The following is a 13,039-nucleotide window of genomic DNA, read 5'->3' as shown; positions in this document are numbered from 1 at the left end:
TGAAAAAACAAAGCAATGATTGATTTTATATACCAAGATCCTTATCCGATCTTAAAGGATGATACGCAGTACCGCAAAATCACCTCAGATTTTGTGAAAGTGGAACAATTTGGAGAACGCGAAGTTTTAACTGTTGATCCAAAAGGTTTAGAATTACTAGCAGAAGAGGCATTAACAGATGTTTCGTTTATGCTAAGAACGACTCATTTGCAAAAACTTAGAAAAATCCTTGATGATCCAGAAGCCACAGATAATGATCGTTTCGTAGCTTACAATTTACTTCAAAATGCTTCTGTTGCTGCCGAAGGTCAGTTACCAAGCTGTCAGGATACTGGAACAGCGATTGTAATGGCAAAAAAAGGCGAAAGCATTTTTACGGGTGTTGATGATGCAGAATGGTTAAGCCGTGGAATTTTTAATACTTATCAAAAAAGAAACCTACGTTATTCGCAGATTGTTCCGATTTCGATGTTTGAAGAGAAAAATTCAGGATCAAATCTTCCGGCACAAATTGATATTTATGCTAAAAAAGGAACTTCTTACGACTTTTTGTTTATGGCAAAAGGCGGAGGATCTGCAAACAAAACTTATTTATACCAACAGACAAAATCTTTGTTGAACGAAAAGTCTTTAGATGAATTCATTCGCAATAAAATCAAAGATTTAGGAACTTCTGCTTGTCCTCCATATCACTTAGCTTTGGTAATTGGCGGAACTTCTGCAGAAGCCAACTTAAGCGCTGTAAAAAAAGCATCCGCAGGATATTATGATCATCTTCCAACTACTGGAAACATGTCTGGTCAGGCTTTCCGTGATTTTGAATGGGAAGAAAGAGTTCAAAAAATCTGTCAAGAAAGTGCCATTGGAGCACAATTTGGAGGAAAATATTTCACGCACGACGTTCGTGTAATCCGTTTGCCTCGTCACGCGGCTTCTTGTCCGGTTGGATTAGGTGTTTCTTGTTCTGCTGATAGAAATATCAAAGGAAAAATTACGAAAGACGGAATCTTCGTAGAGCAATTAGAAGTAAATCCGAAACAATTTTTACCAGAAACAGCTCCACATTTAGAAGCCCCTGTAGAGATTGATTTAGATCAACCAATGGCAGATATTTTAGCAAAATTATCTCAATATCCAGTTAAAACACGTTTAAAACTTAACGGAACTGTGATTGTTGCTCGTGATATTGCTCACGCAAAAATCAAAGAATTGTTAGACGCTGGAAAACCAATGCCGGAATATTTTAAAAATCACCCAGTTTATTATGCTGGTCCAGCAAAAACTCCAGACGGAATGGCTTCAGGAAGTTTCGGACCAACAACTGCTGGACGTATGGACGTTTATGTAGATGAATTCCAGAAAAATGGCGGAAGTATGATTATGTTGGCAAAAGGAAACCGTACCAAACAAGTTACTGATGCCTGCAACAAATACGGCGGATTCTACTTAGGTTCTATCGGAGGTCCAGCTGCTATTTTAGCTCAGGACAACATTCTAAAAGTTGAAGTAGTTGATTTTGAAGAATTAGGAATGGAAGCTGTTCGTAAAATCACCGTTAAAGATTTCCCAGCATTTATTATCACAGATGATAAAGGAAATGATTTCTTTGCTGATTTGTAATTTTCTTTAACCGCAAAGAACGCAAGGATTTACGCAAAGTTCGCAAAGAAAAATTTATTTATAAAAAAAGGAAAAACTGTCCTATTTGGACGGTTTTTCCTTTTTTTATCTTAGCGTGCCTTGCGTAAATCCTTGCGTTCTTTGCGGTTAAACAAAATCTAAGCGCTCAAATCCTGTTTTTCAAAAGCTATAAAATGTGATATTTCTCCGTTTAATTTATAAACTGGCGAAGCATCAATTTTGCATTTATAAGTTTTACCGTTTTTTCGGTAGTTTTCGAGTGTTTTTTCAAAAGGAATTTTCTTTTTTACTGCCGCTCTAATTTCTCTTAAATCTTTTTTAGAAGTTGCAGGCCCCTGAAACATTTTTGGCGTTTTTCCGAGAATCTCTTCTTCTTTGTAACCCGTCATTTTTTTGATTCCGCTTGACGCGAAAACAATCTTTAAATCCAAATCCGTAATCAAAACGACTTCTTCTTTGATTCTCTCACTGATATTCAGTTTTTTTTCATCCCAAGTAAACTCACTTGAAATTTTACTTACTCTTTCCAGATCATAGGTTAAATCTTTCAGTTCTTTCATATATTCATGATGAAAGTCCCATGAAAGAATTGGAACTGTATTTCGTTGTAAAAAATCTTCGGAATTTTTATTTTTCATGTAAAATACAATTTAAATGATCAATAAATATTTTATCCAAAGATAGAGGAAAAATCCTCCCAATAAGTATCATTAATACTCTTTTAAGAATCGAAAATGTTATCAAAACGTAAATTTTAACTGAACCACTACTTCTTTTTTAATTTCATTATTAAGATTACTTAACGAAATACCAAGCAATCTCACAGAATCTTTCATTTTTTCCTGATATAATAATTCCTGTATATTCTCCATAATCAATTTTTTATCGGAGATGAAATAAGGAATCGTTTTACTTCTGGTTTGTTGCGAAAAATCACTGTATTTTATTTTAAGCGTTATTGTTTTTCCTGAAAGTTTATGTCTTTCGAGTCGTTTTTCTAAAGAAGCTGCAATTTTTTCCAGTTGCTCAATCATAAAAATTTCAGAAGAAAGATTGACGTCAAAAGTATGTTCTGCAGCGACGGATTTGGTAATTCTGGATGATTTTACTTCACTATTATGAATTCCACGTACTACATGATAATAAAATATACCCGATTTTCCGAAATGTTTCTCTAAAAACTCCAAGGATTTACTTTTGAGATCTGTTCCAGTAAAAATGCCAAGCTGATACATTTTTTCTGTAGTTACTTTTCCGACTCCATAGAACTTCCGAATAGGCAAATCTTCTAAAAAAGCTTCTACTTCATCTGGATTTACCGTTTTCTGTCCGTTTGGTTTATTGTAATCACTGGCAATTTTAGCCACAAATTTATTAATCGAAATTCCCGCAGAAGCCGTTAAACCAACTTCATTAAAAATTCTCATTCTGATTTCCTGCGCCAATAAACTTGCGCTCGGATTTCCTTTTTTATTATGAGTAACATCCAGATAAGCTTCATCTAGCGAAAGAGGTTCAACTAAATCGGTATATTCATTAAAAATTTTATGAATTTTGGATGAAATCTCTTTATAACGATCAAATCTTGGACGAACAAAAATAATATGCGGACAGTATTTTTTTGCCAAAACGCCACTGATTGCACTTCTTACACCAAATTTTCTTGCCTCGTAACTTGCTGCTGAAACTACTCCTCTATTTTCTGAACCGCCAACTGCAACAGGTTTTCCACGCAGCTCAGGATTATCCATCTGCTCGACCGATGCATAAAAAGCATCCATATCAATATGAATAATTTTGCGATATGTTGGTGTTTCAGACATGCTACAAATTTACAGCGGAAAGCAATAAAAAAGGATTTCAAATAGTTATAAATAGTATCAATTTTTAAAGAATATAAATTAGGTGAGTGCAAACCAATAATTCTTTTTATTTTTGTTCTTCTACTCGAAAAATTAAATAATGCGAACATTTGTTATAGGTGACATTCATGGCGGATTACTTGCACTTGAACAAGTGATGAAGAGAGCCGAAGTTACCACAGAAGATACTCTAATTTTTTTGGGCGATTATGTTGACGGCTGGAGTCAGTCTGTTGAAGTAATCGACTATTTGATTGATTTAAAAAGCAAACAAAACTGCATCTGCATAAGAGGGAATCACGATCAGCTGGCACTAGACTGGCTAGAAGAGAGAAATGATGACTTTGATGAAGAAATGTGGTACAAACACGGCGGAAAAGCAACTGTTGAAGGTTATGCCAAAATTTCGGCTGATAAAAAGAAAGCTCATATCGAATTCTTGGAAAATCTTCAGGATTATTACCTTGATGACCAAAATCGTTTGTTTGTTCATGCTGGATTTACCAATTTAAATGGTGTAAAATGGGAATATTTTTCTAAACTATTTTATTGGGACAGAACACTTTGGGAAACAGCTCTTTCATTAGATCCAAAATTAAAGGAAGACGATTTACACTATCCTAAAAGATTTACCGTTTATAAAGAAGTTTACATCGGACATACTCCTGTTACACGAATAGGAAAAACGGTTCCTGTAAACAAAGCCTGCGTTTGGAATGTCGATACAGGTGCTGCCTTTAGAGGTCCGCTTACCATTATGGATGTCGACACTAAGGAATACTGGCAAAGTGAACCGTTAAACGAATTGTATTTTAATGAAAAGGGTAGGAATTAATTTGTTTAAATTTTATTTTTGCTCTTCAAAATAATTAATATTTTAAAATTTATGAAAAAGGTTATTACACTCTTGTTTTTAGTATCATTCGGATTTATTAATGCACAAAGCGCCTTTACAGGTAAAGGTGACACAAGGGTAAATGTTGGTGCTAATTTACAAGATGGTGGTTCTGGAATTCAGGGTTCTATTGATTTTGGTTTAGGAGAAAACTTCTCATTTGGTTTTGTTGCAAATTATTTATTAGGCGTTGATAATTTTAATGGTTTCTATCACGGAAGCACTGCCGCTTACAATGATGCAACACCAGATTTCGGTGACCGTTTTGATGCAAAAGCAAGAATCAACGCTAACTTATCTAGTGTAATTGGTGTAGAACAATTGGATGTTTACCCTGGTTTAAGCTTAGGTTTACATAATTTTGGAGGTCACGTTGGTGGTCGTTATTTCTTTACTGACGGATTTGGTGTTTTCACAGAAATCGGATTCCCAATTGCAAAATATGGTTCAAACAATGATCCTTTTTATCATTTGAATAATCAAGCTACTTTTAGTTTAGGAGCTTCTTTCAACTTATAATTGGCAATTTAACCGCAAAGAACACAAAGTTTTACGCTAAGTTCGCAAGATTTTTTTTTCGCAAAGACGCTAAGTCGCAAAGTTTAAAAAATAAAAAAACCGCCTAAATTGGGCGGTTTTTTATTTTTTACATACTTTATGCTCTGGCAAACTTTCTTTTTAATGCCAACATAAACTCATTAAGAGTGATGCTATTATCATTTGGATCATCCTCAGCTATTAATTCTGAAATGTCTTTTTCCCTATATGGCGTAAATAGAGACAAGTACCAACTACCTGTATTTGTAATTGCGCTTCCATTCAAAAATGACGTAAGAAGGTAGTAGAAAAATAAAAGCCTAATACAAACAAAGAACTTTCTATAGCCTTTACTTAAATCATTTTTTTTGTTTTCGGATATCGCTTTACTAGTAAAATATATTAATTGAACGACAAAAAGTAGTACAAGAACATTGTACAAATATCTATCATAATCAACTAATAACATTAAAAGTGATATTACAATTGAAGTCGCCGTATATGTAACAAACAAATAACTTCCCCATTTAATATCGATTTCAAACTTTTCCAAATGTCTCTTTTTTTAAATCACAGCAAATGTAAATAAAAGACTATTTAAACTGTTCGAAATTGATTAAAATAAAAGAGAACCTTCAATTAAGAAAGTTCTCTCTATCTAAATCTCACTACAGCATTTCAACTTTGAACCTCTGTATCTTTGAGCCTTTGAACCTAATAAAAAACTAAATTGCCATTTCAGGAATTTCGCCTTCAATAATCAATTCAGCTTCGGTTGAGGCGATGATGTGCTCGACTGACACACCTGGCGCTCGTTCTAAGAGCTTAAAACCTTTTTTAGTTACTTCGAGAACCGCAAGCTCCGTTACAACCTTTTTAACGCATCCTACGCCGGTTAATGGTAAAGTGCATCTTTTTAAGATTTTTGACTCTCCTGCTTTGTTCACATGCATCATGGCTACGATGATATTTTCGGCAGAAGCTACCAAATCCATTGCACCTCCCATTCCTTTTACCATTTTTCCTGGAATCTTCCAGTTGGCAATATCTCCGTTTTCTGAAACTTCCATTGCTCCCAAAATAGTCAAATCTACTTTTTGGCTTCGAATCATTCCAAAACTAAAAGCCGAATCAAAGAAACTGGCACCTGGAAGCGTAGTAATAGTTTGTTTTCCTGCATTAATAATATCGGCATCTTCTTCTCCTTCAAACGGAAAAGGTCCCATTCCGAGAACACCATTTTCACTTTGAAATTCAACTGCTATATCTTCTCGAACGTAATTCGCAACCAAAGTCGGAATCCCGATACCAAGGTTTACGAAATATCGGTCTTTTACTTCTTTTGCAATTCGTTTTGCTATATCTTCTTTTGTCAACATATTTCTAAATGTGTCAATTATCTAATTTCTAACTCTCACAGTGCGTTGCTCGATTCTCTTTTCAAATTTTTCTCCTTGAAAGATTCGCTGTACCATAATTCCCGGAATATGAATCTGATTTGGGTCTAATGTTCCAACAGGAACCAGTTCCTCAACTTCGGCAATTGTGATTGTTGCAGCTCCAGCCATTGGCGCATTAAAGTTTCTTGCGGTTCCTTTAAAAATCAGATTTCCGGCTTCATCGCCTTTCCAAGCTTTCACAATTGCAAAATCGGCTTTAAAAGCTTCTTCCATAATGTGCATTTTTCCATTAAATTCTCTTGCTTCTTTTCCTTCGGCAACTTCGGTTCCGTAACCTGCTGGTGTAAAGAAAGCAGGAATTCCCGCTTGAGCTGCACGACAACGTTCTGCCAAAGTTCCTTGTGGCGTTAATTCAACTTCCAATTCTCCTGAAAGCATTTGACGTTCGAATTCTGCGTTTTCTCCCACATAAGAAGAAATCATCTTTTTAATTTGCTTTTTCTGCAACAATAATCCTAAACCAAAATCATCAACTCCTGCATTGTTAGAAATACAAGTTAAATCTGAAATCGATGTGTTTACCAAAGCTGCAATTGTATTTTCAGGAATACCACACAATCCGAAACCTCCAAACATGATGGTCATGCCACTTTCAATTCCGTTTATAGCATCCTGAACGTTATTTACTTTTTTTGTTATCATAACAAACTATCTTTATTGCTGAATATTTTTGATAAAAATAAGATTTTTAGATGAAATTATAACGATTTCGTAAAAATAAAACCAAAAGAAAAATCCCTTTACTATTCTCTTGAAAGAACAGTAAAAGGATTGAATTTTAACTAGATAAGCACTATTGCAACATAGTTTCACTTAACTCTAGCCTGTGTTTTGCTCTGTTTCCAAAGTATCTTTAATAGAGAAACCATTTACTTTGCAAGAGATTCAGTTTGCATGCTCAAATGTTTTTTATAAGCTTCTTTTGCAATAAACTCTAACTCACAACTAGCATAATAATGCAAACAATTTTTCAAATAGTAATATTCATCCTCCTTACAATTTTCACAGATAAGTGGCTTTGGAATGGTTTTAACAAAATCCTTTGCAAGTCTTCTCGTTTCGTTCATTTCATCCAGACTTAAAACCCCGTAGGAATTGTAAAGATTTTTCCTTTCCATTTGAAAAATAGAATCGTTCTGGCCACTCTCTTTTAAGCTCCATAAAAACACATTATCTTGAAATGCACGTATCCAACTATTATTATCCTTGTTGTAATCAAATTTTTGATAGCTAATACACGAACTTAAACAAATTAGTGCTATTATTATAATTCTTTTCATACTATTAATTATTTTAATTGGAGGTTCAGAAAAATATCATTCACCTCTATATATTTTTCTTATTAATTACTCTTCAGGCAAAAGTACAGGTGACCATTTTAAATAAGTTCCGTCATCTTGCTTTATTATTAGATATATCAAAAACTCAGTATTATTTTCAAATAACTCATTCAGATTTCGATAATCACAGTCTAAACTTGACATTCTTTCTGGTTTTTCAGTGTCAAAATAATTAACATAAAAGGTTGGAAGTCTAACATATTCTCTCCTCTTCTGTTTATTCCATTCGTCTTGACGTGCTTTAATTGCTTTCTCTCTTTTTTGCTTCGATTCATATCCATTTACATAAAAGCTTATAGACATTCTAGAAGTATCTTTACTCACCGAATAATGAGCTATCAAAGGGTCATCTAAGATCACAAGAAATGGGCGATTTTTATTGGAGCTTACAATTTGTGAAGAAATCATATTTGATGATATCATCATAGCACAAATAAATATTTGCTTGATTATTGACATGGCGCATTAGTATTTAAAAAGTTTTTATAAATAGACAAAATTTGTAGTCTTTGAGATTGAGGCACATTCTTCCATACAACGGTAGGAACTGGCGGTAATCCAGTCGGGCTATCAATCGGCAACTCTCCTTCTCCCATAAGCCCAATCCAGGCTAATGCATTGTAAAATTCATCTGAATGGGCATTACCGTCATATTGCTTCAACACCTGAACAACAATTTGTCTATAATGCTGCGCCATTAATTCGTGGTGCGGATCTGAAATCTGTTGATTGGGAGGAACATTATACTTATACCTCATATAGTACTCAAAAAGACCTGGAAAATCATTTTTCAAATTATAAATGTAAATCTGCCATTGCGAATCTGTCATTTTACCAACATTAACATGAGGCAATCTGGAGCAGCTTAATAATTTTCTGTAAATTTCAGCATGAATCAATTCATGAATAAATGTTCTTGCAATATCCAATGCTGGTCTATGTAAATTTTCAGGATTAAATTTTATTTCAATTAAATAATCAACTGGAGAATAAGTTACTGCATTTGCTTTTGGATAATTAGAATCCTTAACCGCACTCAGCATTAAATTAGCTACTGAAAAATCTCCATCAAATTTTTTTAAATAACTATCAAATTTTGATCCTTCTCCAAGTTTACTATAAACCCCGCTAAGACATGGATTTTCTGTAAACGATTTGTCTTCAATTATTCTAAACCCGTAATCAACTCCTCCACCATCTTTAAGAGCAAAAACAGCTTCTCTAAAAAAATCTAATGTTTCAGGTGTATTTTCAAACTTATTTAAAAAATAATATATATTGTTAACATTCTCAATATTATTATAATCCATCATCCATAATAATACTATAGAATCTGTAGTACCTAACTTTCTAACAATATCTCTAACTTGCATACGATGATACTCCGATTGTGCCTGAGTGGGAACGAAAACTACAGGGTTGGAACTAGTACCACTACTACTATTACCATAATAAGAATTTCCATGACCTAAATAATAATCACCTCCTCCGTTAGGAGGGCTTATGCTAAGAAAATAGTCCCCAGCGTAGTAATCTCCACCACTATAATAATCTCCAGAACCAAATGAAATATGAATATTACTAAATAGCCCGCCAATCCAGCTGAAAAATTGTGACAATAAGCTACCTCCACCTCCTCTACATCCACAACCATCATCATTATCTTCTATTTGATCCGGTAATTTTCCCGTTATACTGTTTGTTGGTGCTGCCTCTACTCTTTTGACATTTCCATTTTCAAAATACAAAGTGCTCCTCAACTTTTTAGCATAATCAAAGAATTGCATTCTTCCTGTAAATTGATTTAACTCAAACTTTTTCGTTTTATCTTCTGGAAAGTATCTTACAATAAAAGATTCATACTTGTCCCCATCTTTCAGAACATGAAGATTTTCAAAATAATAATCTTCCATTTCAGTTGCTTTACCTATAACTGGCACCGTATAACTCTTGAAATCATCTGCGCCTTCATATTCAATTATATGTTCGAGATCAAGTTCTACTTCGTCGACGTTGTTAACCTAAAGTTTTGCTAGTTATTGAATTACTCGACTGATAAGTTTCAATATTTGGTCGTAAAAAAGGAGCATCCTTAATTGTCAGATGATTAATTTTAGCTTCTTTACTCTGCTCTTTTGTGGGTAGTTCTTCATTCAAATCTTTTTCACAGCTTTGAAAAGTAAACGAAATTAAAGTAAACAGATAAACCCATTTCATTTTTGCACTCATATTAAAAATCTTTTCTACCTTTCTACTTCGCACTATGCCGGGCTAAAAAAGGATTTATGATTCCCACTTTTTTAAAAGTGTGGTATTTAATATGATCTTAGGATGTATACTTATGAGGATGTATTTTCAAACATACGAATTAAGATTTACAAAAAGAATAAAAAAATAAGTTTTTTACTACTTTTTATTATTAATGAATAATCGTAAACGAAAGAGGGCTGAATCATCTGTAGATAATTCAGTCCTCTTTTCAAACTGTAAAAAAGATTCTTTTTACAATTCAAATTCATCTGTATTTTGTTCGGTCTGTGTTGTATCTTTTACAATCGCTGGTCTTTGGTAGCAATCTACTTTGATCGAAAGGTTTGCTGGACGTTCAAATTCTCCTTTAGAAATTTGAAGATCTTTATCGGCATAACATTTTTTCATGAAATACCCCCAAACTGGTAATGCTGCAGTTGCTCCTTGTCCGTACGTCAAACTTTTGAAACGTGCAGAACGGTCTTCACATCCAACCCAAACACCAGTTACCAAATTAGGAACCATTCCCATAAACCATCCATCAGATTGGTTTTGTGTTGTTCCTGTTTTACCAGCAATCGGATTTGTAAACATGTATGGATAACCTGTCCAACGGTTGTCTCCACTTCCACCGCCTTGCGTACGCAAACGTACACCAGAACCACTTTCGGTAACTCCTTGAAGCAATTTAATTACGGCAAAAGCAATGTCTTTATTTAAAACGTCATGAGATTCTGGAATTGGCTCATAGATAACCTCTCCGCTTTTGTTTTCAATTCGGCTTAAAAACTGTGGTTTTACATAAACTCCTTGATTAGCAAAAGTGCTGTATGCCGCAACCATGTCTTCAACCGTAATATCAACAGCTCCTAATGCGATTGATGGCTGTACTGGAATTTCTGTTTTTACTCCTAACTTTTTAGTCAATTCTACAACTGCTTCTGGACTTGTTCTGTCAATTAATTTAGCCGAAACAGTATTGATAGAAGCCGCCAGAGCTTGTTTTAACGTAACCATTCCTCTGTATCTATAATCAGAGTTTCTTGGTTCCCAATCTTCTGTTACATGATGACGTCCTTTATGAATCATGAAAGGTCCATCAAGAATAGAATCGCAAGGAGACATGTTCAATTCTTCAATTGCTGTAGCGTAAACAAACGGTTTGAAAGTAGAACCTACTTGTCTAGCTCCCTGTCCTACGTGATCGTATTGGAAATATTTGTAATTGATACCTCCAACCCAAGCTTTAATAGCACCAGTTTGAGGCTCCATAGACATCAAACCTGATTGTAGAAAGTGTTTGTAATAACGAATAGAATCCAGTGGTGTCATTGTTGTATCACGTTCCCCTTTCCAGGTAAAGACACGCATTTTGGTTTTTACTTTGAATGAAGCTATGATATCCTCTTCACTTTTATCCATTTCTTTCATTTGCGCCCAACGAACAGAATTTTTCATCGCTTGCATCATGATTCTGTCTGTCTCAGCTTGTGTAATATTTACGAAAGGAGCATTTTTATTGTTTTTCTGTTCAATAAAAAACTGTTGTTGAAGGTTTTGCATGTGCGCTGCGACTGCTTCTTCAGCATAGGTTTGCATTCTAGAATCTATCGTTGTGTAAATTCTAAGTCCGTCTTTATAAATATCATATTCAGATCCATCAGGTTTTTTGTTTTCTGCTACCCATTTCTTCATGTAATCACGAAGATATTCTCTAAAATATGTAGCGATACCTTCACGGTGGCTTTCCAATTTAAATTTCAAAGTAATCGGAAGAGCTTGAAGTCTTTCTTTTTCAGCTTCTGAGATCATTTTTGCTTTTGCCATTTGAGACAAAACCACATTACGACGATTTTTTACTCCCTGCGGATTACGAACCGGATTATATAAACCTGAGTTTTTGAACATCCCAACCAAAATTGCAGATTCATCAACTGTCAAATCCTTTGGATCTTTAGAAAAATAAGTCTGAGCAGCAGAACTTACTCCAACAGAATAATTTCCGAAATCATAAACGTTGCAGTACATCGCTAAAATTTCATTTTTAGTATATTGTCTTTCTAGACGAATGGCAATAATCCATTCTTTTATTTTTTGTACAATCCTGAAAGGCAAAAACTTAGAACCTTCACCGTGAAATAACTGTTTTGCAAGCTGTTGCGTTAATGTACTTGCTCCACCATTTGTTCCTAAACTAAAAACAGCTCTTAAAGTTCCACGTCCGTCAATTCCTGAATGTTCGTAGAAACGTGCATCTTCAGTTGCAACAAGCGCTTCGACTAAATTTTTAGGTAAATCAGAATATTTAAGTTGTGATCTGTTGGTTTTGAAATATTTACCCAGTACAACTCCATCAGAAGAGATGATTTCTGTGGCAAGGTTTGAATCTGGATTTTCTAAATCTTCAAATGAAGGCATAGAACCAAATAATCCCCATGAGGCAAACAAAAAGAAAGCTAAAACTCCCAATAAAGAGTAGGCAAAAACCCGCCAGAATTTCTTTTTATAATAATTAATATCCTTATTTGATTGATTGTTTTTTTTAGCAGCCATAACTATTTATCTAATCTTTTTGTTCTATTCTAAAACCAACGTCTGTAATTCCTTCTAAAGCTTCAACACCAGGAATTTTTCCTGATTGTCTTACCGCTTGTTTGATGTGGACTTTATAAGTTCCTTTAAATTTCACATCTTCTTTGTAAAACAGTTTACTTTCTTTAATATCGGTAAAACCGTTTCCTAGTAAAGTCCCGTCTGGAGCAGCCATTTGGTATTCTAAAGTATCTACTTTTGTAAATCCGCTTGGCGTTTCAATAGCAACAATTAAAAACAAATTATTAAACGGATAATTGTTGTTGTCTCTAATGTTTACAAATAAATTGTACTTTTTTGTAGAATCTAAAACTGGCAGATTAAAACTTACAATACTGTCTTTATGCCAAGCACTTCCAACAGATTTATACTCGTCGAATACTCTTTTTTTATCACAAGAAAAAAGAAGTATTGCTGCCAAAAGAAGAATTCCGCTATTTTTTATTCTCATTTTTAGTATTC

The 13,039-nt window shown here is 34.2% G+C and carries 14 protein-coding genes; 3 read left to right on the top strand and 11 right to left on the bottom strand.

The features are described 5' to 3' along the window. Positions 1–15: 15 nt before the first annotated feature. Positions 16–1,620 (top strand): fumarate hydratase, encoded by a 1,605-nt coding sequence (locus VGE71_RS21185; protein WP_331140098.1) that lies wholly within the window; start codon positions 16–18, stop codon positions 1,618–1,620. A 158-nt stretch (positions 1,621–1,778) separates the two neighbouring features. Here VGE71_RS21185 and VGE71_RS21180 read toward each other — a convergent pair whose 3' ends face one another. Both VGE71_RS21180 and dinB read right to left on the bottom strand, forming a co-directional pair. After that, a complete protein-coding gene (locus VGE71_RS21180; RefSeq protein ID WP_331140097.1) occupies positions 1,779–2,279 on the bottom strand; it encodes a PAS domain-containing protein in 501 nt (166 codons plus the stop codon). A 102-nt stretch (positions 2,280–2,381) separates the two neighbouring features. Further along, positions 2,382–3,464 carry a DNA polymerase IV gene (gene dinB / locus VGE71_RS21175; protein ID WP_331140096.1) on the bottom strand — a complete coding sequence of 361 codons (1,083 nt, stop codon included), beginning with the start codon at positions 3,462–3,464 and terminating at the stop codon, positions 2,382–2,384. Positions 3,465–3,603: 139 nt separating this feature from the next. Here dinB and VGE71_RS21170 point away from each other — a divergent pair, with 139 nt between their 5' ends. Next, positions 3,604–4,338 (top strand): metallophosphoesterase family protein, encoded by a 735-nt coding sequence (locus VGE71_RS21170; RefSeq protein WP_144216645.1) that lies wholly within the window; start codon positions 3,604–3,606, stop codon positions 4,336–4,338. 51 nt (positions 4,339–4,389) lie between these two features. Further along, entirely contained in the window at positions 4,390–4,917 is a 528-nt protein-coding gene (locus tag VGE71_RS21165; RefSeq protein WP_331140095.1) for a DUF6646 family protein, read from the top strand. 136 nt (positions 4,918–5,053) lie between these two features. Here the strand turns inward: VGE71_RS21165 and VGE71_RS21160 are convergent, their stop codons facing one another. From VGE71_RS21160 to VGE71_RS21120, 9 genes are all read right to left on the bottom strand, one after another. Then, a complete protein-coding gene (locus tag VGE71_RS21160; protein ID WP_331140094.1) occupies positions 5,054–5,488 on the bottom strand; it encodes a hypothetical protein in 435 nt (144 codons plus the stop codon). Positions 5,489–5,660: 172 nt separating this feature from the next. Continuing rightward, entirely contained in the window at positions 5,661–6,314 is a 654-nt protein-coding gene (locus tag VGE71_RS21155) for a CoA transferase subunit B (protein WP_331140093.1), read from the bottom strand. A 21-nt stretch (positions 6,315–6,335) separates the two neighbouring features. Beyond that, positions 6,336–7,037: a CoA transferase subunit A gene (locus VGE71_RS21150; RefSeq protein WP_331140092.1), complete on the bottom strand. Its 702-nt coding sequence runs from the start codon at positions 7,035–7,037 to the stop codon at positions 6,336–6,338. A 227-nt stretch (positions 7,038–7,264) separates the two neighbouring features. Next, a complete protein-coding gene (locus VGE71_RS21145; RefSeq protein WP_331140091.1) occupies positions 7,265–7,675 on the bottom strand; it encodes a hypothetical protein in 411 nt (136 codons plus the stop codon). Positions 7,676–7,741: 66 nt separating this feature from the next. After that, positions 7,742–8,095, bottom strand: coding sequence for a hypothetical protein (locus VGE71_RS21140; protein WP_331140090.1), 354 nt, complete (start codon positions 8,093–8,095; stop codon positions 7,742–7,744). An 89-nt stretch (positions 8,096–8,184) separates the two neighbouring features. Next, positions 8,185–9,675: a hypothetical protein gene (locus tag VGE71_RS21135; protein WP_331140089.1), complete on the bottom strand. Its 1,491-nt coding sequence runs from the start codon at positions 9,673–9,675 to the stop codon at positions 8,185–8,187. A 76-nt stretch (positions 9,676–9,751) separates the two neighbouring features. After that, complete coding sequence (locus VGE71_RS21130) at positions 9,752–9,964, bottom strand: hypothetical protein (RefSeq protein WP_331140088.1); 213 nt, start codon at positions 9,962–9,964, stop codon at positions 9,752–9,754. A gap of 273 nt (positions 9,965–10,237) precedes the next feature. Continuing rightward, entirely contained in the window at positions 10,238–12,538 is a 2,301-nt protein-coding gene (locus VGE71_RS21125; RefSeq protein ID WP_331140087.1) for a penicillin-binding protein 1A, read from the bottom strand. Positions 12,539–12,548: 10 nt separating this feature from the next. Further along, a complete protein-coding gene (locus tag VGE71_RS21120) occupies positions 12,549–13,028 on the bottom strand; it encodes a gliding motility lipoprotein GldH (protein ID WP_331140154.1) in 480 nt (159 codons plus the stop codon). Positions 13,029–13,039: the final 11 nt, after the last annotated feature.

The sequence above is a fragment of the Flavobacterium sp. genome, from assembly GCF_036405015.1.
Lineage (GTDB): Bacteria > Bacteroidota > Bacteroidia > Flavobacteriales > Flavobacteriaceae > Flavobacterium.
Note: the sequence above shows the minus strand (reverse complement) of the source record. Positions and strands in the feature narration are given on the sequence as shown.